Below are 24,450 nucleotides of genomic sequence, written 5' to 3'. Positions count from 1 at the left end.
ACGGACTCTAACCGCCGACCACGCCGAGCCTGCGGGCCAGGTCGGCCACCGGCTGGGACGGGCGGCCTCGGGTGCCACGGATCCAGCCGATGACCAGTTCGCGGCTCAGGTAGTGGTGGCGCACCTGCTCGGGTGCGGCTCGCTCGGCGTCCAGCAGCGTGGCCAGGGCCTCGTCGGTTCGGTTCCAGGCGCCGAGGGCTCGGGCGACTTCCAGGCTGTGCCTCACGCGCCGTTCTACAGGCAAGCCGCTGGTGTCGATGCGCTGCCCGAGGTCGGCGGCGATCTGGATGTCGCCGAGTTCTCCGGCGGTGGCGACGCAGTGGATTGCCACGTTCGTCGGGCCGAAGGCCGTCCAGAGGTGGTTCGCGTCGGCACCCAGCCGTTGTGCGACCTCATCCGCTTCGCGGAGGAAGGTCTGAGTAGTCGCACGGTCCTCCGCTCGGGCGGCCGCCATGGCGCCGGCGAGGAAGAGCGTGCCGTAGACCGAGAGGTACTCGTCGTTCGCGGTGCCCAGGCCGGGCTGCATGACGGCCGCCGCGTCGTTCACCAGCTGGATCGCCGCGGTGAAGCGGCCAGTGGCCATCAGGCAGTGCGTGACCGCCCGGAAGAGCGAGCCCGTCACCGTGCTCTGGCCGCTCTGTTGCGCTGCCGCCAGGCCACGGTCGGCGGCGATCCACGCCAGTTCCGACTCCCCGACCTTGCCCAGCACCATGGCCGCACCGTGGTAGGCCAAGGCGAGTTCGGCATGGGCCTCCTCCCCTTCACGCCCTGAATACGAGCGGGAGGCCGCGAGGGCGTCGGCGAGGACGAGGGGAAGCCGTCGGGTCGCGAAGCCGTACTGCGACACCTGGTAGGCGTCGAGGACTTCCTTCACCGCGTCCCGCAAGCCTGCCAGGGTCGGCGGTTCGTCGTCGGGTGGGAGCCCCAGCAAGGGCGTCAGCTGCTTGTAGTCCATGAGCGCGTCACGCAGAGCGGGCACCGTGCGGCGGCCGCTGTCACTCGACCACTCCAGGAGCGTCGGCTCGGCGAGGAGGTCACCGAGCGAGACGTCGAGAGCCTCGGCGAGTGAGGTGATCACCGAGAGGCGGTCGAGCTCGATCCGGTTGTTCTCCGCTTTGCTCAACCAGTCCGTGGTGCGGCCGACGAGGCCGGCCAGGACCTCTTGGGAGAGTCCACGTCGGCGCCGGTACCAGGCCACGCGTTCGCCGATGGTCAGGTTCTCTGTCATCCCTCGCATGTCCTGAGCATCACCTCGTGGCCGGAATCGACCCCGGAAGGTTTTTCCGGGGTGCTGCGGGGCGCCGCGCCTACTGTCTCAGCAGACCGAGAAAGCCGCAGGGCGATGGAGGTAACTCCCGTCATTCCAGCAGGCTTTGGCGATCGGTTCTGCTTCTCGAACGGGACGGAGGTGTGTGGAGGATGCGCAGCACGAAGACGGCGGAGCCATGGGCCGGACAAGGGCTGGGGCCGTTCGGCGTGGCAGTCCGCAAGCCGTACTCCAGAACGCGGTTCGCCACGGACGGCAGTGCCGTGCTGAAGGTCTACGTCGGCATCGACCCCGAGGGCCGACGCCGACGGGAGACCAGCACGGTCCAGCGTGCTGCCCTGTGCGGCATCTTGGCTCCGACCGTCCTCGCGACGGGATGCGACGAGGCCGGGTCCTGGACAGTGTTCCGGGCGGTGGACGGGACGCCGTGCTCGGTGGCCACCCACAAGGCGAGGGAGGACTACATCGGTCACGTCATGGCGGTGAGCGGCATGCTTCACCGGCCCACTGCCGGCGCTACTCCTGGCCCCGGCTGGGCGGCACGGACTGGCAGCCCAGTTTCCACGAGCCAGTTCCTACTGGATCAGTTCTCGGCCCGCTGCCGGTGGATGCCCTGGTGGGCTGCGCTGCGGGAGGCCCTCTCAACGATCGACGCCCACCCAACCGTTCACCTACATGGCGATCTCAAGCCCGAGCACCTCCTCGTCGACGGAGGGCACCTGCACGTCGTCGACTGGGAGGCGAGCGCCTGCGGCCCAGCCGTTCTCGACTACACCGACGTCGTCTTCCACCTCGTGCGTGACCTGCTGTACGAGGACGTAGCGCCGGCGCGCATCCCCGTCGATCTCGCGGACCGCTTGCCGTTCTGCGGGCCGGTGCTCGCCTGGCGTCTGCTCCTCTGGCTCGATCGCCGCCGGACCCAGGACATCGACCTCGTCACGACCCACGACATCGTCCGACTCACCGCTGAAGAACAAGCCGTTTCCGCATACCAGTCGCTCGCAGCGATCGTGGCGCATCTCCGCGCTGCCGGAGTCCCTCGCTGAATCTCGACCGCACCGCTCGTCCAGGCGCGCTGACGCCTGCGCTCATCCCCTTCTTCCCACCCCTGAACGGGAGTTCGTGATGCCTCGTACGAGCACGATCATCGGCAACAGCCACCTCGTCATCGACACCGCCATGGCCAGACCGGACGCGACGACCATCGTCGAGCGGAAGGGCCTCGGCCACCCGGACACCCTCGCCGATCACCTCGCCGAGCGGCTGTCCCGCGCCTACAGCCACCACACCGTCGCGCGCTTCGGCGCCGTGCTGCACCACAACTTCGACAAACTCGCTCTCCTCGGCGGTGCCAGCGAAGTCCGTTACGGATCAGGCGAGATGACCGCCCCGGTCCGCGTCCTGGTCAACGGTCGCGCGGCACCGATGTGCGGGGGCGAGACGATCCCGGTCGAGGAGATCGTCGAGGCCGAGGTGCGGGCGTTCTTCGCCGAGCGGCTTCCCGAGGTATCGGACCACCTCGACATCGTCTTCAACATCACCAGCAACTCCAGCCCGGGGGCGGTCCTCACCGGCGACGGGACCCCCGACCGCACGCGCTGGTTCAATCCCCGCTCCGTCGACGACCTCCGTGAGCGCCGGGTACGGCTCTCGAACGACACGTCGCTGGGGACCGGCTGGGCCCCCGAAAACGCCTTCGAGACCTTCGTCCGCGACCTGGTGAACCACTTCTCCGGCGAGAGCGAGTTCACCCTCTCCCACGCGTGGTGCGGATCCGACGTCAAGCTCATGGGCTTCTCGGACGGCGACGAAGCCGACATCGTCCTGTGCGTCCCGCAGAAGTCGCGGCACGTCGCCAGCCGGGCCGAGTACATCCGCAACAAGGAGACCGTCCTCGCCGAGTGCCACCGGCTGGCCGGCCTCCGGCTGCCGGGCGCCCAGGCGCGCTTCCGGCTCAACGCCCGCGACGTCCCGGAGAAGGACGAGCTGTACCTGACCTACACCGGAAGCTCGATCGAGTCCGGGGACGAGGGCGTCGTCGGGCGCGGCAACCGAGTCAACGGGCTGATCACGCCGCTGCGGCCGATGAACCTGGAGGGCGCCAACGGCAAGAACCCCGTCTACCACGTCGGCAAGCTCTACAACATCGCCGCGCAACGCCTGGCCCACCGCCTGCACGAGACCACCGACGGGCACGCGGAAGTGCATCTGGTCAGCACCACCGGCCAGCGTCTGGACGAACCCTGGCGCATCCTCGTCCGCCTCTCGGCCCCGGACGCCGAGGTCGACAAGGTGCAGGCCCTCGTCGCGGAGGTGCTGGGCGAGTTCCCCGCCCTGACGGATGAGCTCGTCTCGGACGGGATCGAGCTGAGCTGATGACGAAGCGGACGCTCGGAGAGATCCCCGCGGGGTGCAGGCAGCGGCTGCTCGCGCACTACGGGCCTGCGGTCAAGCCGTGGCTCGACGCCGTCCCGGGTCTGCTGGCACGTGCGGCAGGGAGGTGGAAGCTGACGCTCGTGGCGTACCACGACGCCGGCCACGCCTCGGTGATCGCGACCGCGGCCCGTCCCGACGGGCGTCCGCTGCTCCTCAAAGCATGGGTTGATCCATCTCGTTTTCGCCACGAGGTGGAAGCGTTACGGCTCTGGGCCCGTGGTCCGACGGCGGGGGTCGTGGAGGACGCGGACGACCTGGGCGTGGCCGCGCTCGAACTCATCGGAGGGCAACCCGGCGGCGCGGATCGGCCGCGGCGGGAGTTGCAGATGGTGGCGGCGGCCGTCCAGGGGCTCCACACTTTGGGGCGCCGCTGGCTCCGGTCGGAGCAGCTTCCACTCCTCACCGACTACCTCGCCCACGACGTCCGCCCGCAGATCGATCGGCGGATGCGCGAACTCGACCTTGGTGGCTGGCGTCCCCTTGTCGAAGCAGGGTTCGCTGCCGTCGCCGATCTGGACGAGGGCTCCCGCCGAACGACGGTCCTGCACGCCGACCTGTACCGCGAGAACGTCTTGTTCGACTGGCGGGGACACCCCCGGCTGATCGATCCGCTTCCCATGGTGGGCGACCCTGCCTTCGACTGGGCGTTCTGGACCGTCTACTACGAGCTCGGGCGTGGGACGTCCGTACGGTTGTCCGTCGCCTCACGTGCGTCTCGGACCCCCGTCCCCGTGCTCGCACCCTGGTGCCGACTCCTGGCGGTCCACGGCCTCCTCTTTTACGTGGAGTCCGGCGACCCACGCGCCACGTTCATGGCCACCGTGCTCAGCGATCTTCTGGCGACAGCGACAACCCCTCGGAGCGGATCGTGACGACGTACATCCTTCGCCATGGCCAGACCGACTACAGCAAGCGGTACCTCGTCAACGGCGACCCGACCAAGCAGATTCTTCTGACCGACGAAGGCCGACAGCCGCTCGCCCGTGCGTGGAACGTCCTCCCTCTCCATTCCGTAGCCACCTGGCTGACCAGCGAATTTCCGCGAGCGCGGCAGACCGCCTCACTCCTCATGGGCGTCCCCTCGCCCGAGCTGGTTGTCGACGCCCGGCTGAACGAACTCGACTACGGGGAGTTCGAGGGCAAGCCCTTCCTCGAATACGCGGCCTGGCTCGACGAGCACGGTCCTCGTCGGCGCCCACCGGGCGCCGCGGAGTCGCAGCATGAGGGCATACGCAGGCTGCTCACCGGTGTCCTCGCCGCTCTGGAGCATCCGGGGCCCCGCGTCCTGGTCGGGCATGGCCTGCTGGTGTCCGTCCTCCACTGGCATGGAGATCGCGCGGCCGGCGAGCCCATGCCGCTGTTCTTCGCCGAGGCTCCGTACATCGAGCCGCTCGCTATCACCGACGACGATCTTTCCCTCTTGGTCACGGAGCTCTTGGATGATCTTGAATCGGCCGCTCTGCGCGAGATCACCGCCGGTGGTGACGCGTCGATAGTGCGGATCGGCGAGGGGCCGGCGGTTGCTACCGTCGATGCCGTATCCCCATCCCACTCGCCGGATAAGAAGGATCTTCCCCATGCATGATGCCCGCGCCCTGATTGAACTGGGTGCCGAAGCGGTACGTCGGCTCGCTCGTCGCGGTTACTCCCTGGACCTGTCCCGACTGGAAGACCTCCAGTCCCGGCGCAACCAGGGCATCCGCTCGGCCGACGAGCTGCGGGCGGAGTCCAAGCGGGTGGCGAGCGAGGTCCAGCAGACAGCCAAGCAGGGTGGGGACATCTCCAAGCTGAAGGAGCGCGCCCGCGAGCTGAAGGACCAGATCCGCGACATCGAGGCCGCGCAGGAGAAGGTCCAGGAGGAGCTCACCGAGCTCCTCCTGACCATCCCGAACCTCCCCGACGACGAGGCCCCGGACGGCGACTCCGAGGAGTTTGCGGTCGAGATCCGGCGCGTCGGCAACCCGCCGGCGTTCTCCTTCGAGCCGAAGGACCACGTCGACCTGGGCGAGGCCACCGGCATCCTCGACTTCGCCCGCGCCACCAAGCTGTCCGGTTCGCGCTTCGCGGTCTCCCGCGGTGCCGGCGCCGCCCTGGAGCGCGCTCTGGCCACGCTCTTCCTCGACATCCACACGCGCCGCCACGGCTACGTCGAGCACGGTGTCCCGTACCTGGTGACCCGCAAGACGATGACCGGCACCGGCCAGCTGCCGAAGTTCGAGGAGGACCTGTTCAAGACCGGCGCGGCCGATCGCGACCTGTTCCTCATCCCGACGGCCGAGGTCCCGCTGACCAATCTCTACTCCGACGAGATCATCCCGCCCGCCGAGCTGCCCCTGGCCCTCACGGCGCACACCCCGTGCTTCCGCTCGGAGGCCGGCTCGTACGGGCGCGACACCCGCGGCCTGATCCGCCAGCACCAGTTCTCCAAGGTCGAAATGGTCAAGATCGTCGACCCTGAGACGGCGGACGCCGAGCTGGAGACCATGGTCGGCCACGCCGAGGCGTGTCTGAAAGAGCTCGGCCTCGCCTACCGCGTGGTCAAGCTGGCCGCCGGCGACACCGGCTTCTCCGCGCAGCTCACGTACGACATCGAGGTCTGGATCCCGAGCCAGAACACCTACCGGGAGATCTCCTCGATCTCCAACTTCGGTACCTTCCAGGCCCGTCGCGCCAACATCCGTACCCGCGGCGAGGACGGCAAGCCCAAGCTCGTCGCCACGCTCAACGGCTCCGGCCTGCCCGTGGGCCGCACCCTGGCCGCGCTCCTCGAGCAGTGCCAGCAGCAGGACGGCTCGCTCGTCCTCCCCGAATCTCTCTTCCCGTACCTCGGCTTCCGCCGGATCTCGGCGGACGGAACACCGGAGGCATAAGTGCTCGTCGGCGTCTGCGACTTCCCTGGTAGCTACGCCTTTCCACCCGCCGGATACGGCGGGATCGAACGATGGCTGTGGGCGGTCGCCGTAGGCGCCCGAACCGCAGGCGCCGACGTACACCTCCTCGGGCCGGGCTGGCTCGCCGACCTGGAACACGACTGGGTCCGCAAGCCGGTCCGCCTGGAGGACATCACCATCGGATCGCTCGCCGAACGCGAGCTCCGCGCCAACGACTACGATCTCTTGGTCGTGGGCCACGAATACCCCTCGCTGCCCGCGTGGGCCCGCACGTGGAGCGAGCTGGACTGCGACGTCGCCACGTTCCAGCACTCCCCGGTCTTCCAGCACACCGACGCCGCATTCGACGGCAAGCGGTCCCGCCTCTACTGCTACTCGCCCGAGATGATCGAGCGGTACGCCAGCTGCGAGCCCATCCCGGAACTGGCCGTACACCTCGGCCTCGACGAAGACGAACCACCTGCCGTCGCCGGACGCGACCTCGTATGGCTCGGCCGAGTCGACGCGGAGAAGGCGCCCCATCTGGCTGCCCGCGCCGCCCAGTTACTCGGCCGTCGGATACGGATCGTCGGCCCCGTCTTCGACGAGGAATACGTACGCCGCCACGCCCAGCTCCTCAACGCGGACCACGTCGAGTGGGTCGGCGAACTCGGCGGCCCCGCCAAGACCGCCGCCATCCGCGACGCCTCCGTCTTCGTCTACACGTACGCCCGCACCTACGTGGAGGCCGGAGCCGCGGTCTTCGGAGAATCCCTCCGCGTCGGCACACCCATGGCCGCTCTCACCTGGCGCACGGGCACATGCGCCGAAGCCGCCCTGTGCGACGCGACCGGCACGATCGCCGTGGCCGACCCCAAGGAAGACGACGAGACCGCCGCCCACCAACTGGCACACGCCATCGAGCAGGCGGAGAGCCTGAACCATCGGCAGGTCCAGGAGATCGGCCTCCACCGATTCGACCCGGCACGGCACTTCACCGCCATGGCGGCACCAACATGCTGACCCGATCGACCAGCACGGTCGCGGAGACGCTGGCCCGACAGATACCCGCCGTGCTCCGCGCGAGATTAGGACCGCACTGGGAGTTCACGACCGCCGCCGACCGCATCGAAATCCGGCACCCACACCGAGGCACCCCCTACAGACCACCACGTAGAAGCCCCTCGTGGAGGGAGCTGCTCGACAGCCTGGAGACCTCCTTCGCGAGTGGCGGAGCCGCTCGCGACACCTGTCTCCCCCTCCGCTGGGGCAGGGAGACGGAGCTGACCATCTCCGCAGTACAAGCCCTCGATCCGCTCCTCAAGGACGGCAGGCCCCACACCTACCGACGCGGCTTACTCGCCCAGCCGGTCATCCGCTTCACAGGCCAGCGCGATGTCTCGGGCTTCCTGAAGGACGGGTTTCTCACCTCCTTCGTCAACATCTCCCGCGTCCAGCCCGTGAACAACCTGGACGAGTGCGGTGACGTCTTGGACGGATGGCTCACCACGCTCTCCCAACTCGGCTTTCACGCACGCCACTTGCGGATATACGGGGCGTTGCGACCGTGGCGTCGGCGACAGGTCGAAGGCATCACGCTCCGTTTCGACCACCTGAACCTCACCCTCGGGGACATCGTCCTCCTGTGGCACACCGACCACCCGGATCGCTTGGCGGTGGATCTCGGAACGGGCCTGGAGCGTCTGGCCTGGGCCCGCACTCAGGCTCGCTGGGGTGACCTGATCTACGGTCGCTTCGCCCACGCGGCACCACCGGCGACGCTGGACGCCATCCGCACCGCCACGCTTCTCCTGGGCTCCGGGATCAACCCTGCATCCCGGGGCGCCGGCGGGGTCACCCGGCGCGTCGTGGGCACGATCGCCCCGGATGCTGTGCGCCTCGGTGTCAGTGCCATCGTTCGAGATGCGCACGACTACTGGTCCCTGTTCAGCCCTCTGAGCGCCCCATGGCCAGAGGTCGCTCGCGCTGTCGAGACTGAGATGGAGCGGCAATCAGGGCAGCCGACGCCGAGGGAAGCTGGCTCTGCGCAACATCTCTGACCTGGGTCGCGAACCACCGTGCCTCGTCTACCAGGGCGGCCCCTCCGCCGATTTCCCAGTTCGTGTCCATTGACAACGAAGCCAGTCGCAGGCGCGCCTCTGACCTGCGGCGTCTAGTTTGACTGTCATGGTGCTCGCCACCGCGATCAATGGCTACCAGGAGGCAGGCCGCTGGAGGACGTGCACGAACGTATGGACCCTGGGCAGCAGCAAATTGCCCCTCAGCCACCGCTATTAGGCAGAGTTCTCGCGAGGGAGCAGGTATGGCTGCAGAGCGGTCAGTGGCAGCCACTTAGTCGGCGGAATTCGACCGAGAGGGCCGAGCTCAGCAAAGGGGCGGACGTAGCTGGGAAGGGTGCCGTACGTCCCGTACGCCTCCCGAAGCCCGTTGAACACTGCCTCAGAACGGCAGCACCAGTTTGATTCCGAGTGATTGGGCAGCCGACCGGAGGCCCCTGCCGCGAGGCTCCCCGCCGTGTCAAGACGCATGTCGAAACGATGCTCCAGCCCGATGCTCTCTCCGGCCTGGTAGGAGTATTCGACTCCGGCGGTAGACACTGTCACCGGAACGTAGCCGACGTTGCTCACCTGGACGACGATGTATGTCTGTCCGTTGAAATCATCGGACCGCATCTCCATCAGCGAGTCGAGCGGCCCGGTGATCACGCCGCTCGGCACCCCACGCCCGCCACGCAACTCGACCGCGACCTTAACCTCCGTCAACTCGACCAACCTCTGAAGGATCTGGTCGATGACCTGCCGAGATTCGAAGCTGGACAGTTGGGTGCCGGTCTGAGCGACCTGCGACGCCTTCCACTCCTCTAGCTCCTCGACGGTGTAGACCGATTCATGCTGGTCAACTGGAGGGTGATGCTGACCGCAGAGCAGGAGCAGGTTTTCAAAGCTGTGCAGCGACTCCTTGGGGTAGGACGGGTCGTGCCGAGGACCCTTCTTCTTCTCCGATCGGATATGCGCGATCTGCACGACCACTGTCAGCTTGCCCCGGTCTCGGAACAACAGCTCTGCGGCGCAGCCGGGGTATGCGCACGTTGATGCGCTCCCGAACAGCAGCTTGATTGTCAACTCGGCATACCTGGCCACCGTTGAACGGTAACGGACCCGTCTCATCGAGCTTGTCGCGATCCGCCGAACCGGCCGGATGGCTTACTGGTCCCGAGCATCTGAGCCGACGATCAGCAACTGCAACCCGCTGCCTGTACGGCCAGGCTCGCTGGCAAGGAATCCGAAGCGACTGGATTCGTTGTCAAACGTCTCGTTTGAATGGCAAAGGACAGTTCGCCTATGGCAGACGGGAAAGAGCTCGGAATGACTGGATCACTGCGTCACAGCATGTCAACGTTCAACACCCTGCTGGAAGTTGGTCTCGCATCACTTGGAGGTGCCCCTGCGTTCGCGCCGCTCCGACGAACCCTTCCCTCCCGACTCACAGGACCCGGTGTACTGGGTCGCCCCGCGTCACCTGGCCGGTGACGACGGCGCTCTGGCCGAGCGGGTCGGTGACCCTCTCACCGCTCTTGACTGGCGGGTGTGGCCGACCGCACGCAACACCCTGCTGTACGTCAGCCCGGACGGACTGCGTGGCGCCGAATGGCTACTGGCCTCCTACCCGTTCGAGCTGGGCGGCCTCCCTGTGGCCTGGCAGGTAAGCGCCCGGTCGCGCACCGACTCCGTGATGGCGGCCTGGAACGCGTACTTCACCACCGGAGTGCCGTACGAGGCGGTTACGGACTTCCTCCTCGCGCTCGACGCCCGCGTGGCGCCGGACGAGGGCTTCGACGGGCCGGACGTGGTGCTCCAGCAGATGAGTGCTCGGGGCTGGTTCCGCGACGCCGACCGCCCGCGTACCGCCGCCTTCGACCCCGGCTTCTCCGCCAGCATCTCGCTGGAGTTGCTGCCTCCGTTGGTTCAGGACTCGGATCCGCGTCCTGGCCAGATGGGCTGGCAGGCATGGGCGGAGCCTGGTCTCGGCGATCCGTACCTGTGGTGCGCGAGCTTCAGCTCCAGCGTCCCGCACGACCTGGTTGCGGTGTTCGCCTCCTCGCTCGCCTCGGCGGCCCCAGTGCCGCGTCGCTCGCTGCCTGCCAGTGCGGAGGACCGGCTCATCATCGTCCGCCGCAGTTGACAACTAGCCCACCGGACGAGCGCGTCCCGTTGTACCTTCCGCGGTTCCTTGTGCCCGCCCATGCCCGATGAAAGAGATGGAGACCTCATGTTCCGACGCCGTTCCCGCGCCGACCGGGAGTTCCGCGAGGCTCAGCGCGCAGGCCAAGCACTCCTTGCTTACACCGCCCACCTGCCTTGGCCGGAGGCACCCACTACGGTGCCGGAGTTCCTGCCGCCGGAGTTCCGGGCGCCGTGCCGCCAGGACGTCTCGGGCTTCATGATGCGCTGGGACCTGCCGCTGATCATCGACGGCGAGGTCCACGCCTGCTGCTGCGGTGCGTACCGGAACTGGATCGTCTTCAACATGCGGGACGACTCGGTCTGGCTGCGCTGCAAAGCCGGGCACGAAGCACAGGAGACCCGGCTGGACACCGCCTGGTACAACCGCAACTCCGGTCCAGTCGACCGCTTCCACCCCACCCTCGAAGACGGGCTGCGCCACCTCGGCCACTGAATGCGCGAATACCCCTTCCCCTCACCCCCGCGTTCGTCGGCATCTGGAGAGCCGACCCGGTCAGACCATCCGTCTCGCATCACCAAGGGGTTTCGCATGCGCCGTTCCACCATGACCACCCTCGGCCTCGGCGCCGTCTTCACCGTCCTCGCCCTGACCGGCTGCGCCAGCCACGCCGCGCCCACCGACTCCTCCGCACCCGCACACCGGGGCGGCAGCGTCCCCTCGGCAGCCGCGCCGCTGTCTTCGGCCCAGCTGAACCAGCGGCTGCTGGACGAGAGCGACCTCGGCGAGGGCTACACCCGCAAGCCCGAGACCCCTCGTCGCGACGACGACGTCACCATCCTAGATTGCCCGGCGCTGGAGAAGCTCGGCAGCAACGCAGCCACTGGCTCCGGCCTCGCCTTCACCCGTAAGGCGAAGGCATCCTTCACCTACACCAGCAGCAGCACTTCCGAGGTCAGCGAGGAGCTGTACAGCGACAGCCCGGCGAAGCTGTCCAAGGGCATCGGGAAGGTCTTCGACGCGATGCTCTCGTGCCCCGCCTACCAGGTGACGTCAGGCAGCACGGTCGTCGACGTGGGCACCGCGAAGTCGGCCGCGCCGGACCTCGGCGACGAGCAGTGGAGCCAGCTGCTCACCTACTCCGCCGGTGGACAGCGCAGCGTTGTCAAGCAGACGGCGATCCGTATCGGCAACATCCTGGTGATCGTCTCTGGCAGCCCCGGTCTTGTCGACGCTCACCTGGCGAAGGCCGTTGACAAGGGACAGCACGCGCGATGACCAGCTACATCGCAGCTGCCTCCATGGGCCTCACCCTGGAGGCACTTGTCCCAGAGGTCACGGATCCACACCAGCGCGGGCAGAGGCCGGCAAAACTGCGGGCATCTGCAACGGGAAAAGGGGCCGGCGGCCGGGGTGAATCCCGGCCGTCGGCCCCTTCCTCAGATCGGTGTGCGCGCGGTGTCGCCCTGCGTCAGAAGGCGTACGGAGCGAACGGACGGAGGGGGTCTGCCACAGCCCCGAGCAGTCGGTCGAGCTCAACTCGGTCATCCTCGGTCATGATCTTGACCGCGTCGCCGAGGGTCTTCCGTATGAGCCGGTCCATGAACGGAGCGAGGAACTGCTGCAGTGCCTCAGACGCTGCGCCCTTCGTCCGCAGGTACTCCCGGTAGCGCGCGATTTGGGCGCGGACTTCTTGGAGTTCGGCGCGGGTGGCCGTGCCGACGATGGTCTGCTCCTCCTTGGTGAAGGGCTGGCCATTGGCGTGGGACCAGGTGTTCGTGTCCGAGCGGTACGTGAAGTCCGTGTCGCAGAGGAGGACGACGACGTGGAAGCGGGGTTCGGTTTCGGGCATGCAGGTGCTCCATACGAGAGATGAGATGGGGTGGTGGGGCGACACAAACTGTCCGGAGAATCCCCGGTTTCGGTAACCGGGGATCCCCGGCTACCATCCGCCCGCACCCGTGCCACGTATCGCCGCGTAGCGGGGTCTGCCCGCTCACTTGAGGCCACGACGGCCCGCCGGCGCAACGGGCCGCCGCCCGTGGCCTGTTACCGCCTCGGGTGGCTATCCCGTCCTAGTGCAGGGGCTGGCTCCGCAAGCTGATGTGCGGGCGGCACCGAGCTATCGGCCACTTGCGTCCATGTGGTCGAGCTCCGTCGGGCCGCTTCAGCTCGGCGGTTGGGTACCGGGTTTCGGCTGGTGTGCTGGATACGGGTGATCAGGACGCGGGCGGGCTGCCGGGTGGTGCCCAGTTCGCGTTGCTCCGCAGCCTCCTTGAGAAGTTGGTGCGGCTTGTGGCCGCCAGCTTCGGCATCGGCGAGAAGGGCGGCGAGAGCGGGCCAGCTCTGGTCCGCGAGGATTCGCTCGGCGTGGTCGGGGACTGCGGTACGTACATCACTGGCTAGGGTCCGCAGGGCCTCTTCACGCGGCCGGTGGCTTGCCAGTTCGCTGAGCGTGGGGGCCAGGGCGTGATCGGCGGCGGCCTGCAGGTAGTGGAGGGTTCGGCGGGCGGCGTTGGCCTGGTGGGCGTGGTTCTTCGCCTCGTGCCACCGCCCGGCGAGAATCGTCGCCCAGACCAGGGCCGCGAGCAGGGCCGCGAGCGCGCTGCCGTCCGGGCCAGTGGCGGTGTGGACGATGTCGCGGGCTGCGATGCGTACCGCGTTGGCCGCTCGGTCTTCGGCATGGATTCGGGAGCGCTGCGCGCGAGCGAACGCCCTTGATGCAGCTCGAAGTTCGGCGCGCAGGCCCTCGGGGGTGTGCTGTGCGGTGGCTTCGATCAGTTCGCCGAGCGCGGCGATGTGGGCCTGAGCCCGTGCGTCACTGCCGGATCCGTCGTCACCGGTGGCGTCGGTGAGCTCGGCGTGGAGGCTGTCGAGGGCGTCGGTGGCCTGGTGCCAGGGGGTGGTGGTTCGCGAGCGTCGGGCGGTGGGGTGCTCTTCGGCCGTGGTCGCCAGGCGGGCCTGCAGCTTGGGCAGGCTGAGGTCGGGGGCGATCTTCCCGCCCGGCTTGTAGATCTGCTCGCCCTTCGCGTTCACGTCGCCGGGGCGGCCGACAGCGTAGCCGAGCAGGTCTCCGGAGGGGCCGCGCCTTGACTTGACCGCGACGCCGTCGGCTTCGAGGTACGTGAGTAGTTCCTCGGCGTCGGCGACGTGCGGGATGGCGGCGCGGATGCGGTCTTCGAGCCACTGTCGGCTGGTCTGTTCCCAGCCAAGGCGCGTCACCTTGTGCATATCGGCCTGGGTCGGCCGACGGCTGGCGGTGCCGTCGCCCTTCTTCAACTGGCGGAGCCCGTAGTCCTTCTCGATCTTGCGGCACTCGTCGCCGACGCGGATGCCGTTGTTGTGGAGTTTGGGTCGGCGGCCGTCCTCGCGGACCGTGGTGGCGAGGATATGGATGTGGTCGTCGGCGTGACGTACGGCGATCCAGCGACAGGCCAGGTCGTCTCCTTCCGGCGCGATGCTGGCCGCGTGCACGATGCGCTGGGCGATCTCGCCCCACTCGACGTCGGAGAGGTAGCGGTCTTCGGGGGCGGCTCGGACGGGGCAGTGCCACACGTGGTCGGTGACCGGTTGTCCGAACTCGCCGTTGCGCAGCCGTACGGGCTCGTCGAGGTAGCGGCCGAGTTCGGTGAGGGTGGCGTTCTCGTCACGGCCGGGGTCGGGCATGGCGAGCATCGCGAAGCCAGCGACGATGTGCGGGTCGAAGTGTTCGTCGTGCGTTCCGCGACCGTAGAGGTAGGCGAGCAGCCCGCGGGTGTTGGATCCGGGGCCTTTGATGGCGGCGATCATTGCGGTGGGCCTCAGACTTCGGTCGGTTCGGCGGGCTCGCGCAGGGCCTCGGCGATCGAGGACAGCATCTGGTCCAGCTCGTCGAGTCGCTGGCGTACGTCGGGTGGAGTGAGGTCGCTGTTGAGTGCGCGCGCTATCTGGTTGATGTTGACGCCGATGCGGTTGAGCTGGCGCAGGACCTGGGCGCGGAACATGTGGGTGCGGCGGCGGTCCTCGGACAGGGGGAGGTTGGCGGTGAACCGGCCGGTGACGAAGGCTACGACGACGTCGGCGGCGAAGCCGCCCTCGCCCTTGTAGCCGTGCTCGGTGGTGGCCTTCTGGAGCTGGGCGAGCTGCTCGGTGGTGAAGCGCAGGGGGCCGATTCGCTCTTTGCGTTTGTCTCCGGTGAAGCGGCGAATCGTCGGCTGGACGCTCTTCACGGCGGGCTCGCCGGAGGACGTCTCGGCGGCGCGGACGGGGCGCAGGATCTCGCGCTGCATGGTGTGGAGTGTGTCCGGGTCGGGGCCGCCTTCGGCCCCGACCTCCCGGTCCGGCGCCCCCTGGCGCTGGGCCGTCTCCGCCACCCCTGGGGCGGAGATCCCCGAAGACCGGCCCTGAGTCGGACTCGGGGTACTACTGGCTCCGCCAGGGGCAGGTCGCCCGAACGCGCGCCGCCAACGCTCCTTCAGCGTAGAGGGCTTCGTCAGTGGCAGCGGCTCGCTGGGGGTGTTATCGGGGTGGTGGGGGTCGTGCGTCATGAGCGGTGCTCCGGAAGGGCGGGATGGGCGGACGGATACACGGGACCGGTGCACTGGACGGGGCGGCCACTGGTCTGTCCACAGGTGTGGATATGCGGGTGCCGAGTGGGGTGGTGGCCGGGTGACCGGAAGGGTTCCGATCACCCGGTGAGGTTGCGGTCAGCGCTTGGAAACCTCGATCCCGGCGGCTTCGAGTTCCGGCCGCAGCAGTTCCATCACCTCGGTCTGGCGCTCACTGCCGATCGTCAGGGCACGGTCCTTCACGGCCTCCCGGAGCAGGCCCCGGGTGAGCTTGCCGTGCTGGTGAGCGGAGGTCCGGCCGATGTCGGCGAGCTCTGCGATGGTCGCTTTCGGCGGACGGCCACCGCTCGACTTGGTCGCTGTCACTGCGGATGGAGGTTCCGTCCGCTCAACCGGAGAGCCGAGCGGTTGACCGTTGAAGGCGTCAGCTGCGGCAGCCGACGCAGAGCCATGGGCGGATGGGGTGACCGGTGGTTCCGGCTCATGCACGGACCCGGCGTCCGGGTCGTCAGCAGGGTGCTCGACGAGCTGGTGGACCTGCCGCATCAGCACGGCGAAGGCCACCATCGCGGCGGCCGGAGGCACTGCGGCGACCACGTAGTCGAGGAGCGGGACAGCCCTGGGATTGCCTGTGCCGCTGGCCCCGGCGACGTTCAGCACGATGGATCCTGCCGACCCGATGACGGTGACGCCGACGGCCCACCAGTCGGTGACCCTGCGCAGGCTCGCGCGGAGCATGAGCAGTTCGCCCGCGATGATGAAGGCGTCCAGGGTGGCGGGCCATGCCCAGCGGCGCATGGGCGAGTTGCCGAGCCCGTGCTGGCCGGCGATACCGGCCAAGTGCGCGTAGGAGAGCCAGAACGCTCCGGCGGTCAGGATGATGATGACGATGCCGGCTGCGGCGAGCGCGAACTGCTCGACGGCGTGCCCGATGACTGCTGGCTGTCCTCCAGTGGACTTTCGGCCTGGCTTTCGGAGGCGGCGCCATAGTGAGCGAAGGCGTGAAGGGATGCGCAAAGCGGGGGTACTCCCTGAGGTAGTGGTGTGGTGCGTATTTGCCGTCTTGGCCGTTGCAAGTGCAGGTCAGGGCGGGTACGGCAGCCGCCTTGACTCCCCGTCCTGACGGCCGTTGCCGATGCCATGTCTCGACTCGGACCAGCCCGGTGTGCCCCCTGCCAGCCCGGTTGCGGGCTGCCTCTGTCCCCAGTCGGGACGGCGGCGTTGCGCCTTCCGTCCCGACGGGCAGGGCTGTGACCTGTGGTGATACGGCAGGACGGCGGGGGACGGCATAAGACGGATGTGGGCGGCGTCTTGGCGGTAGGGATGCGGCTGATGGTCGCGTTGCCGTCTTGGCTCCGTCTGCCGTCTTGCGTGTATGTGGTGTGACCTGCGAGATCACGGCAGGGACGGCAAGTACGGCAACCAGCGGTGGTGGGGCTCAGCCTTTGCCCGGGGCGGGGTCGGCGTCGACGGGGTGGACGGAGGGGCAGTACCGGCGCCAGGCGTCGAGGAACTTGTTGCGCATGTAGCCCTTGCGCTGGGTCCGGTCGGCCATGCGGACGTTGCCGGAGGTGATGCCGAACTCGCGCAGCATCCTGCCCAGTTCTCGGGCTGTCAGCCCGCCACGGCCCCATTCCGCCGCCCACGGGCTTTCGGGATCCTGGCGCAGGTGGTGGAGGAGATCTTCGGTGGACAGGCTGTCCACCTCGCGCTGGGCGGCGAAGACCCGGCGGATGTCAGCGAGAATCCGTGCACCGCTGGGGTGGTCCTCCTCGGCCGCCACCTCGGCGGCGACCATCCGGGCGCACGCCACCCGAGCCCGACGCGGCCAGGAGCCGCCAGCCAGGTCGGCGACGATCACCAGCGGCTCCCAGGTGTCGGCGGCACGGTCCTCGACCGGCAGGTCAGGCTCCAGGCTCGCGGCCTCCTCCAGCAGCGGGCGAGCCCACGCGTGAACGCGGTCGCGCAGCTCGTGCAGGGCAGGGATGTCCCGCCGCGAGCGGAAGGGTTTGACCTTCTCCCCCTCCGCCCGACGCCGCATGCGGATCACCACCGACCGGTCCATCACCGTGTCAGGCAGGTCGCCGATCCCCGCGATGGCCGCCATGGCGAAGGTCGCGAACCGGTGCGGAGTGTGGTCGTTGCCGACGACCCGGGTCACATAACGGCCCCGCTGATGACCGGCGTTGAGCAGGCCGCGCGTCTCCTCGTTCTTCTCCGCCACCTTCGGGCCGAAGATGGTGTCCGCCTCGTCCACCAGCAGCGTCGGCGGCTCCTCCTCGTTGATCGAGCGGAAGATGGCCGCCGGCGTGGTGTTGATGGTCAGCATCGGCTCGTGGACCGTCTCGGTCAGCACGTCCAGCAGCCGCGACTTGCCGCACCGCTTCGCCGGCCCGACCACCGCCAGGCGCGGGGCGTGCTGCCACGCGGGCTGCAGATGCGTCGCCGCCACCCACAAGGTGATCGCGTCCAGCGCCTCCGGCGAGGGCGGGATCACGAACTGGGCGATCTGTGCACGCAGTTCATCCAGCAGGTTCGAGCCGAGCGTCGGCTCCGCATCGGGTATCGCCTCCAGCCCGCCCGGCGAACCCGCCTCGTCGGCGGTACGAGCGGCAGTGCCATCGTCCGGGTCCGTATCGGCGTCGCCATCCTGCGCGGCGCGCAGGTGGGCACCGGGCTGGCCGGGGATGGCTGCTACAGGCCAGGCCACCTGGGCAGGGACGGAATAGGACTCGGGGTTCTCGGGTTGCACTGGGCGACTCCTCCTCTGGCGGCGCCGGGCTTGCACGCCCCTGCCGCCGGGTCGGTTCTCATGGGACTACTGGGGAGTCCTGGAGCCTCCGGCGTTGCACCGCCGGGGGCTCTCCCCGTTCTCACGGGCGCTCGGCCACTGCGAGGGACCACGGACAGTACGGTCACGCCCGTCCACAGTCCAGCGCTTCTGTGTCAGCTCAGCGCAGAAGCGTCTGCTACGTATATGCCCTCTCATGCGGCCAGCCCCAGCAGGGCCAGCAGGTCTGCGGTCACTACTCGGTAGGCGTTGCCCAGCCGCAGCACCTTGCACGGGTACTGGCCACGCTTGGCCAGCTCGTATCCCTTGCTTCGTCCGAGCCCCAGCGCCCGGTTACCTGTCTCCAGGTCAACAGCAGCGGGAAGCTCCAGCAGCTCCTCACGGCTCATGCCCTTCGACCGGCCGACGATCTCGTTGTCGCGCACACGCGCTCCATCCATGACGAGCCCTCGGCGAACACGGCGATCGCGTTCGTCTCCAGGCCATGGAATCAACGCTAGGGAAGTTAATGTGTCTCCATGACACAACGCCGTTTCGACCATGGATACGAGAAGGGCGACGACACGGTCGACGCCCTCGAATGGGAGGACCACGTCACTGCCACCGTGGCCGGCGAGGTCCGCAGACGACGGAAGGGACTGCGATGGAGTGCACAGGACCTGGCCGACCGGTGCGAGGAGATCGGCTATCCGATCCCCCGCAACGTGATCGCCAACATGGAGTCCGGCCGTCGCGCCGTCCTGCCCCTGGTCGAGATCATGGTCCTCGCGAAGGCCCTGCGCGTGTCCCCGATCAGCCTGATCTACCCCGTCGGCTACGTCACCGAGGTCCGCGAACTCCCCTACCAGGAACCGCAATCGACCTGGGACGCCCTGCAGTGGTTCACCGGAAACTCGCCCGCTGAAGACGCCACCGATTACATGCTCGACCACTTCCAGGCCCACGACCTCGAACTCCGCTCGGCCCAGGCCGCCGTGGAAAGCGAGGACTACGAACGCTGGAAGGTGAAGACCGCCGCCAACCGTGTCCAACGGGAAGCAGCCGAGCGTGCCTTGGCCCGCTACACCGTCCAGGCCGCCAACGCCAAGCGCGAGCTTCGCCGGCACCGCGACGCCATCCGAGAGGGCGGCGGCATCCCACCCGACCTGCCCTCTCCGCTCGACGACGTCGACCCACCCGACACCGACACCACCGAGGAGATTGTTCTTTGAAGGGCTCCACCTACCGCCGCTGTTCCTGCCGCGACCCGAAGACCGGCAAGGAGCTCGGCACTTCCTGCCCCAAGCGCAACGGCAGGAATCACTGCACCTACTCGATACGTCAGGAGCTGCCGTCGCGTGAGGACGGCAGCCGCAGGTCGTTCGCCCGAGGTGGCTACGAGAGTCGCAAGGCCGCCCAGGCCGACCTCGACCACGTGCGCGCCCTCCTGGGCCTGGCCGAGTCTGACGACCCCGAGGGCACGGAACTGATCGCCGCCATGCTGGTGGAAGTCAGCAGCGAGAAGACTCCCCTGCCCGAGGTCGAGGAGACGAGGCGGCGGCTGAACGCCGGCCAGGACCTGATCGGCAGCCTGACCGTGAGCGAATGGTTCGATCGGTGGCTGGCGGGCAAGCGCATACGCAAGTCCGGCCTGAGCCGCTACGAGACCGACATCCGCGTGCACCTCAAGCCGCGCATCGGCCAGCGGCGCCTAGACCGGCTTCGCGTCAGCCACCTCAGCGAGATGTTCACGGACATCCGGGACGCCAACGCCCAGATCTTGGAACAGAACGCTCAACGGCGAGCGGCGATCGATGAGTTGGCAACCGTGCCATGGAAAGGCGTCGACAACCGCGCCCGCCGCAAGCCCATGAAGGCCGCGATCGACGAGATGCCGCCCTTCCGCCGGGTCACCGGCCCCGCCACGCGCCAACACGTGAAGGCCACCCTCCGCGCGGCCCTGAACGACGCCATCGGGCAGCAGATCATCACGTTCAACCCTGCTGCCCATGTCGAGATCGACCCCGTGCGCAAGCCGAAGGCGCTGGTGTGGACGGACGAGCGGGTCGCCAAGTGGGAGCAGACAGGCGAGAAGCCGTCGCCCGTGATGGTCTGGACGCCCCAACAGACCGGCGCCTTCCTCGACTTCGTCGCCGAGGACCGGCTGTACGCGATGTGGCACCTCATCGCCTTCCGCGGCCTGCGCCGTGGCGAGGCGTGCGGGCAGCCGTGGTCGGAGACGAACCTCGACACCCACTCCCTCACTGTCTCCGCCCAGCTCGTGCAGGACGGCTGGGAGGTCGAGGCATCCGATCCCAAGACGGACAGCGGCTACCGCGTGGTCGCGCTCGACGACGACACGGTCAACGTCCTGAAGCGGCACCGGGAACGGCAGGAAGCGGACCGCAAGGAATGGGGCTCGGCCTGGGTCGAGACAGGCCACGTCTTCGTCCAGGAGGACGGCTCCTGGCTCCACCCCGGCAGGGTGACCGATCTCTTCGAGCGCCTCGTCGCAGCCTCCGGTCTCCCGCCGATCCGGCTGCACGACCTGCGTCATGGAGCGGCCACTCTCATGCTGGCTGCCGACATCGACATCAAGATCGTGTCGGACACGCTTGGGCACAGTGACACCCGGATCACGCGGGACATCTACCAGAGCGTCCTGCCCCAGGTCGGCAAGAGCGCCGCCGAGGCGACCGCGAAGCTGGTCCCGCTCCAGCGCAAGGCCGCGGCGGAGAAGGCTGCCCGCAAGGCGGCGAAGAAAGTAAGGCCCAAGAAGTCTGGCAAGGGAGGCGCCAAGCCGAAAGGCAACACGAAAGCGCAAGCCAAGGCCGAAAAGGACGCTAAGCATCGGAAGCCCAAAGAGTAGGCAGAACGCGCCCCGCACAGTGGATGCCTCCGATCCCACTGCCGACTTCGCCCGCCTGCCATCGGAGACGGCCCCTCAGTCATACCTCTGGTGCTGCCGGGGTTGCTGTGAAGAAGGTGTCCAATGTTTGCGTGATGCGGCAGCGCTCTCGGTGCGAGACCAGCGACTCGTCGAGGCGTTGCAGTACTGCCTCGTTCAGATCAGATGTGAGAACGAGCCAGCGCAGAAACACCCCGAAGGCCGTGCGTCTAACGATGAACAGCTCATCGTCGCTGATGGGCTGCTGGTCTTCTCCGTGGGCGTATTGAGAACGTCGCGTGTAGGCGTTCTTGACCGTTTGGTACACGGCTAGGCGGTCCTCGTCCTGAGTCCACATCGCAGCCGAGCGCTGGGCTGTCCGGCGGCGACTATCGCCTCGGCCGTCGGCGGCCATGACGGCCTCCATGGCGATCACGTAGTCCAGCAACACGTCATCTGCTTCAGATTCGTCGACGTAGGTGCCTCCCATGGTGCGCTGCGCGGCCCGCACCAGACGGTTGGCTGCGCTAGCCAGGGCTCTGGCGGTCGTAGCAGGCCGACCGTTCTTGGTGGTACGGGACCGCACACTGCTGATCATGTCTTGGACTTCCTGCAGAAATGCAGCAAAGGTGGGCAGCTCGGACGGTGGGACGCGGTATCCAAACGCGCGATGCATCTCACCTACTTCTTCGCCTGCGTGGTCGAAGGACGGCTCGATGTGCGGTGAGCCAGAGCGGATCTCGCTGTGGCGTCCGGGCTCGACGTGGAAGTACGCCTCGGGATGCACGCTCTCTTCGACGTTCCACAGCTGCAGGACCAGCAAAGGATCAAGATGCCGACGCTCGGGTCTTTGATCAAGATCTGGTAGCCAGGAGCGGCCACGCGCGAGAGCTTGGCCCGGAAGACGCTGCTGCAAGAAGGTCGATCCGCCCAGGGTGTCAGGGTCGAGGTCCGGGCTGCGAATGAAGCGGCGCATGGACCGTAGGGGCATCAGCTCGGCCAGACTCGTGGCACTGGCCGCCTGCAGTCGGTATTCCCCCAGCGTCAGGTCTGTCCCCGATGGGAGGTCGATGTCCAGCAGGATCCAGGATTGCGCCTCGGGTGCCGCCGCCCTACAGAAGGCCGTGAAGTCCGCCGCTAGGTCCTCAAGGCTCACCGGCGTCCCTGTCGCTGCCGCCTCGGCCACTTGCCCCAGGCCACTCAGGGTGATCAGGACCCGATCGTCAAGCGCCGAACCGTCCTTGCCGTACAAGTCCGGACGCCGGGAGTACGGTGCGAGGCCGGCCACCACGGCCCGGACCTGACCCCAAGCCGGACGTCTGCTCAGATCTACGGCGGACCACTCCTGGGGTGGCCGCTGATGGAGATCATCCAGCCACGCTTTGAGGACACCCAGTAGCGTTTCGCGCTCGCTCATGGACCCACGCTAGAGACATGAGCGTCGAAGCGGCGAGGGAAATTTGAGCACCAGTTGCCGCCGGCGACCTGTCCGTCGGCGTGCTCCTCACCGAGCTGCTGCCACCTCGCAACTTGCTGGTCCGGTCACTCAAGGATGTGTGGTCGTCCCGCGACACCGGACCGCTCCGCTCACGCATCGCTCACGCAAGCACTTCCACGACATCCCCGCCGTACGGCTCGGCACGCCCCAGGCATGAAAAAACCCCAGGTCACGGCGAGTGAGTCCTGGGGTGATTCCGAGCCGCCTTCGGGATTCGAACCCGAGACCTACGCATTACGAGTGCGTTGCTCTGGCCATCTGAGCTAAGGCGGCGTGCTGCCCATGGCTATGGTGCGATCGGCAACGTCGGTAAGTCTACACAGTTTCGAGGGGTGCTCCGCACACCCCCCGGGGGCGTCGGGGGATGTGGGGGCGGCGGGGCTATGAGCAGCGCTTTCCCTTCGCCGGAGGGGTTCCCTGGAGGAGGTAGCGGTTGATCGCGGAGTCGATGCAGGCGCTGCCGCGGCCGTACGCGGTGTGGCCGTCGCCGACGTACGTGAGGAGGGTCGCGGAGGAGAGCTGGGAGGCGAGGGACTCCGCCCACCGGTACGGGGTCGCCGGGTCCCGGGTGGTGCCGACGACGAGGATCGGCGCCGCCCCCTTCGCCTCGATGCGGTGAGGCTCCCCCGTGTTCCGCACGGGCCAGTACGCACAGTTCAACGAGGCCCACGCCAGCCCCTCGCCGAAGACCGGGGACGCCTTCTCGAAGGAGGGCAGCGCCTCCTCCACCTGGTCCGGCGTGGAGAACGCGGCCGGCAGGTCGAGACAGTTCACCGCGGCGTTGGCGAACATCAGGTTCGTGTACCGGCCGTCTGCGTCCCGCTCGTAGTAGCTGTCCGAGAGGGCCAGCAGGCCCGCGCCGTCCTTCTCCTTCATCGCCGAGCCGAGCGCCTCGCGCAGCTGTGGCCACGCCGACTCGTCGTACATCGCCGCGATCACCCCCGTCGTCGCGAGCGCCTCGCCGAGCTTGCGGCCGTCCGCGTCGCCCGCCGGGATCGGCGTCTTGTCCAGCTCCCGGAAGAACGCTTTCAGGTTCCGGCCCACCTCGTCCGGGCCCGTGCCCGCGTCCCCGAGCGGGCAGTCGCTGTGCCGCACGCAGTCCTTCGCGAACGACTGGAACGCCGTCTCGAACCCCGCCGTCTGCTCCTCGTTGAGCTTGCGCGCGCTCAGCGAGGGGTCCAGCGCGCCGTCCAGCACCAGCCGGCCCACCCGCTCCGGGTAGAGCCCCGCGTACGTCGCCCCCAGGAACGTCCCGTACGACGCCCCCACGTAGTTCAGCTTCGCGTCCCCGAGGACGGCCCGCAGGATGTCCATGTCCCGCGCCGCCTCGACGGTGGAGACGTGCCGCAGCAGCTCGGGCGACCGCGACCCGCAGCCCTCCGCGAACTTCTTGTAGGCGTCGACCAGTTGGTCCGTCTCCCGGCTGTCGTCCGGCGTGCTGTCCGTCTGCGTGAACGTGTCCATCTCGGGTCCGTCGAGGCACACCACCGGCTCGCTGCGCGCCACCCCGCGCGGGTCCACCGCGACCATGTCGTACTGAGCGCGCACGTCCACCGGGTACCCGATCCCGGCGTACGACTGGAGGTAGCCGATCGCCGATCCGCCCGGCCCGCCCGGGTTGACCAGCAGCGATCCGAGGCGCTTGCCCGGCCCGGTGGCCTTCTTGCGGGACACCGCCAGCCGTACGTCCCCGGCGTCCGGCTTCGCGTAGTCGAGCGGCGCCTTCATCGTGGCGCACTCGAAACCGGGGACACCGCAGCTACGCCAGTTCAGCTTCTGCGCGTAGTACGAGGACAGGGCCTCCGGGGTGGCACGCGGCAGCGCGGTCAGCACCGCGTCCGTCTTCGCGGACGTCGCCGGGGAACTCCCGGAGGAGCAGCCGGAGATGAGCAGCGCCGCGGCGGCCAGCAGCACGCCACTCGCGCGGAGGGACCGGGACGGCCGGGAGGTGCGCCTCTTGTACATCCCGCGA

The 24,450-nt window shown here is 68.2% G+C and carries 22 protein-coding genes and 1 tRNA gene; 12 read left to right on the top strand and 11 right to left on the bottom strand.

The features are described from left to right. Nucleotides 1–7: 7 nt before the first annotated feature. Entirely contained in the window at nucleotides 8–1,228 is a 1,221-nt protein-coding gene (locus AB0912_RS11480; RefSeq protein WP_366698178.1) for a helix-turn-helix domain-containing protein, read from the bottom strand. Between the two features lie 191 nt (nucleotides 1,229–1,419). Between AB0912_RS11480 and AB0912_RS11475 the strand changes: the two genes are divergently transcribed. The 7 genes from AB0912_RS11475 (at nucleotide 1,420) to AB0912_RS11445 (ending at nucleotide 8,633) form a co-directional block, all read left to right on the top strand. Continuing rightward, nucleotides 1,420–2,313, top strand: a complete 894-nt coding sequence (locus tag AB0912_RS11475) for an aminoglycoside phosphotransferase family protein (protein WP_366698176.1) — start codon at nucleotides 1,420–1,422, stop codon at nucleotides 2,311–2,313. Between the two features lie 79 nt (nucleotides 2,314–2,392). Continuing rightward, entirely contained in the window at nucleotides 2,393–3,643 is a 1,251-nt protein-coding gene (locus AB0912_RS11470; RefSeq protein ID WP_366698174.1) for a methionine adenosyltransferase, read from the top strand. After that, the gene (locus tag AB0912_RS11465; protein ID WP_366698172.1) at nucleotides 3,643–4,575 is read left to right on the top strand and encodes an aminoglycoside phosphotransferase family protein; all 933 of its coding nucleotides are present in this window, start codon (nucleotides 3,643–3,645) and stop codon (nucleotides 4,573–4,575) included. Before AB0912_RS11470 ends, AB0912_RS11465 begins: the two co-directional genes overlap by 1 nt. After that, a complete protein-coding gene (locus AB0912_RS11460) occupies nucleotides 4,572–5,288 on the top strand; it encodes a histidine phosphatase family protein (protein ID WP_366698170.1) in 717 nt (238 codons plus the stop codon). Before AB0912_RS11465 ends, AB0912_RS11460 begins: the two co-directional genes overlap by 4 nt. Continuing rightward, on the top strand, nucleotides 5,281–6,573 hold the full coding sequence (serS, locus tag AB0912_RS11455; RefSeq protein ID WP_366698168.1) for a serine--tRNA ligase: 1,293 nt from the start codon (nucleotides 5,281–5,283) through the stop codon (nucleotides 6,571–6,573). The genes AB0912_RS11460 and serS overlap by 8 nt, the downstream gene beginning before the upstream one ends. Further along, nucleotides 6,574–7,596 (top strand): glycosyltransferase, encoded by a 1,023-nt coding sequence (locus AB0912_RS11450; RefSeq protein WP_366698165.1) that lies wholly within the window; start codon nucleotides 6,574–6,576, stop codon nucleotides 7,594–7,596. Beyond that, entirely contained in the window at nucleotides 7,590–8,633 is a 1,044-nt protein-coding gene (locus AB0912_RS11445) for a hypothetical protein (RefSeq protein ID WP_366698163.1), read from the top strand. Before AB0912_RS11450 ends, AB0912_RS11445 begins: the two co-directional genes overlap by 7 nt. Before the next feature lie 234 nt (nucleotides 8,634–8,867). On the opposite strand, the gene AB0912_RS11440 is transcribed toward AB0912_RS11445, so the two are convergent. Continuing rightward, nucleotides 8,868–9,734: a hypothetical protein gene (locus tag AB0912_RS11440; RefSeq protein WP_366698161.1), complete on the bottom strand. Its 867-nt coding sequence runs from the start codon at nucleotides 9,732–9,734 to the stop codon at nucleotides 8,868–8,870. Nucleotides 9,735–10,089: 355 nt separating this feature from the next. Here AB0912_RS11440 and AB0912_RS11435 point away from each other — a divergent pair, with 355 nt between their 5' ends. The 3 genes from AB0912_RS11435 (at nucleotide 10,090) to AB0912_RS11425 (ending at nucleotide 12,054) form a co-directional block, all read left to right on the top strand. Next, nucleotides 10,090–10,776: a DUF317 domain-containing protein gene (locus tag AB0912_RS11435; protein WP_366698217.1), complete on the top strand. Its 687-nt coding sequence runs from the start codon at nucleotides 10,090–10,092 to the stop codon at nucleotides 10,774–10,776. An 87-nt stretch (nucleotides 10,777–10,863) separates the two neighbouring features. Next, nucleotides 10,864–11,271 (top strand): hypothetical protein, encoded by a 408-nt coding sequence (locus AB0912_RS11430; protein WP_366698159.1) that lies wholly within the window; start codon nucleotides 10,864–10,866, stop codon nucleotides 11,269–11,271. Between the two features lie 96 nt (nucleotides 11,272–11,367). Beyond that, the gene (locus tag AB0912_RS11425) at nucleotides 11,368–12,054 is read left to right on the top strand and encodes a hypothetical protein (protein WP_366698157.1); all 687 of its coding nucleotides are present in this window, start codon (nucleotides 11,368–11,370) and stop codon (nucleotides 12,052–12,054) included. Nucleotides 12,055–12,247: 193 nt separating this feature from the next. On the opposite strand, the gene AB0912_RS11420 is transcribed toward AB0912_RS11425, so the two are convergent. The 6 genes from AB0912_RS11420 to AB0912_RS11395 all read right to left on the bottom strand — a co-directional run bounded on the left by AB0912_RS11420 (nucleotide 12,248) and on the right by AB0912_RS11395 (nucleotide 18,539). Beyond that, entirely contained in the window at nucleotides 12,248–12,628 is a 381-nt protein-coding gene (locus AB0912_RS11420; RefSeq protein ID WP_366698155.1) for a hypothetical protein, read from the bottom strand. 197 nt (nucleotides 12,629–12,825) lie between these two features. Beyond that, entirely contained in the window at nucleotides 12,826–14,565 is a 1,740-nt protein-coding gene (locus AB0912_RS11415; RefSeq protein WP_366698153.1) for a mobilization protein, read from the bottom strand. 11 nt (nucleotides 14,566–14,576) lie between these two features. Then, nucleotides 14,577–15,128 carry a MobC family plasmid mobilization relaxosome protein gene (locus AB0912_RS11410; RefSeq protein ID WP_366698151.1) on the bottom strand — a complete coding sequence of 184 codons (552 nt, stop codon included), beginning with the start codon at nucleotides 15,126–15,128 and terminating at the stop codon, nucleotides 14,577–14,579. Between the two features lie 333 nt (nucleotides 15,129–15,461). Then, nucleotides 15,462–16,256 (bottom strand): DUF2637 domain-containing protein, encoded by a 795-nt coding sequence (locus AB0912_RS11405; protein WP_366698215.1) that lies wholly within the window; start codon nucleotides 16,254–16,256, stop codon nucleotides 15,462–15,464. Between the two features lie 505 nt (nucleotides 16,257–16,761). Next, nucleotides 16,762–18,075, bottom strand: coding sequence for a DUF3631 domain-containing protein (locus AB0912_RS11400; protein ID WP_366698149.1), 1,314 nt, complete (start codon nucleotides 18,073–18,075; stop codon nucleotides 16,762–16,764). Nucleotides 18,076–18,308: 233 nt separating this feature from the next. Further along, nucleotides 18,309–18,539 carry a hypothetical protein gene (locus AB0912_RS11395; protein WP_365569548.1) on the bottom strand — a complete coding sequence of 77 codons (231 nt, stop codon included), beginning with the start codon at nucleotides 18,537–18,539 and terminating at the stop codon, nucleotides 18,309–18,311. A 93-nt stretch (nucleotides 18,540–18,632) separates the two neighbouring features. Between AB0912_RS11395 and AB0912_RS11390 the strand changes: the two genes are divergently transcribed. Both AB0912_RS11390 and AB0912_RS11385 read left to right on the top strand, forming a co-directional pair. Then, nucleotides 18,633–19,325, top strand: a complete 693-nt coding sequence (locus AB0912_RS11390) for a helix-turn-helix transcriptional regulator (RefSeq protein WP_366698147.1) — start codon at nucleotides 18,633–18,635, stop codon at nucleotides 19,323–19,325. Next, on the top strand, nucleotides 19,322–20,962 hold the full coding sequence (locus tag AB0912_RS11385) for a site-specific integrase (RefSeq protein WP_366698145.1): 1,641 nt from the start codon (nucleotides 19,322–19,324) through the stop codon (nucleotides 20,960–20,962). The genes AB0912_RS11390 and AB0912_RS11385 overlap by 4 nt, the downstream gene beginning before the upstream one ends. Before the next feature lie 79 nt (nucleotides 20,963–21,041). On the opposite strand, the gene AB0912_RS11380 is transcribed toward AB0912_RS11385, so the two are convergent. From AB0912_RS11380 to AB0912_RS11370, 3 genes are all read right to left on the bottom strand, one after another. Further along, on the bottom strand, nucleotides 21,042–22,397 hold the full coding sequence (locus AB0912_RS11380; RefSeq protein ID WP_366698143.1) for a hypothetical protein: 1,356 nt from the start codon (nucleotides 22,395–22,397) through the stop codon (nucleotides 21,042–21,044). Nucleotides 22,398–22,677: 280 nt separating this feature from the next. Further along, nucleotides 22,678–22,751 (bottom strand) — tRNA-Thr (locus tag AB0912_RS11375). 108 nt (nucleotides 22,752–22,859) lie between these two features. Further along, nucleotides 22,860–24,443, bottom strand: a complete 1,584-nt coding sequence (locus tag AB0912_RS11370; RefSeq protein ID WP_366698141.1) for an alpha/beta hydrolase — start codon at nucleotides 24,441–24,443, stop codon at nucleotides 22,860–22,862. Between the last annotated feature and the right edge of the window lie 7 nt (nucleotides 24,444–24,450).

Origin of the sequence: Streptomyces sp. NPDC007084, from assembly GCF_040703595.1 — a bacterium.
In the GTDB taxonomy this organism is placed as follows: domain Bacteria; phylum Actinomycetota; class Actinomycetes; order Streptomycetales; family Streptomycetaceae; genus Streptomyces.
The sequence above is the reverse complement of the archived record's forward strand: the minus strand, read 5'-3'. Positions and strand labels throughout refer to the sequence as shown.

Coding starts and splice junctions, on each gene's coding strand:
- AB0912_RS11420 (WP_366698155.1), bottom strand. CDS start 12,628: ATGCCCGAAACCGAACCCCGCTTCCACGTCGTCGTCCTCCTCTGCGAC.
- AB0912_RS11445 (WP_366698163.1), top strand. CDS start 7,590: ATGCTGACCCGATCGACCAGCACGGTCGCGGAGACGCTGGCCCGACAG.
- AB0912_RS11430 (WP_366698159.1), top strand. CDS start 10,864: ATGTTCCGACGCCGTTCCCGCGCCGACCGGGAGTTCCGCGAGGCTCAG.
- AB0912_RS11380 (WP_366698143.1), bottom strand. CDS start 22,397: ATGAGCGAGCGCGAAACGCTACTGGGTGTCCTCAAAGCGTGGCTGGAT.
- serS (WP_366698168.1), top strand. CDS start 5,281: ATGCATGATGCCCGCGCCCTGATTGAACTGGGTGCCGAAGCGGTACGT.
- AB0912_RS11415 (WP_366698153.1), bottom strand. CDS start 14,565: ATGATCGCCGCCATCAAAGGCCCCGGATCCAACACCCGCGGGCTGCTC.
- AB0912_RS11470 (WP_366698174.1), top strand. CDS start 2,393: ATGCCTCGTACGAGCACGATCATCGGCAACAGCCACCTCGTCATCGAC.
- AB0912_RS11390 (WP_366698147.1), top strand. CDS start 18,633: ATGACACAACGCCGTTTCGACCATGGATACGAGAAGGGCGACGACACG.
- AB0912_RS11370 (WP_366698141.1), bottom strand. CDS start 24,443: ATGTACAAGAGGCGCACCTCCCGGCCGTCCCGGTCCCTCCGCGCGAGT.
- AB0912_RS11425 (WP_366698157.1), top strand. CDS start 11,368: ATGCGCCGTTCCACCATGACCACCCTCGGCCTCGGCGCCGTCTTCACC.
- AB0912_RS11475 (WP_366698176.1), top strand. CDS start 1,420: ATGCGCAGCACGAAGACGGCGGAGCCATGGGCCGGACAAGGGCTGGGG.
- AB0912_RS11480 (WP_366698178.1), bottom strand. CDS start 1,228: ATGACAGAGAACCTGACCATCGGCGAACGCGTGGCCTGGTACCGGCGC.
- AB0912_RS11465 (WP_366698172.1), top strand. CDS start 3,643: ATGACGAAGCGGACGCTCGGAGAGATCCCCGCGGGGTGCAGGCAGCGG.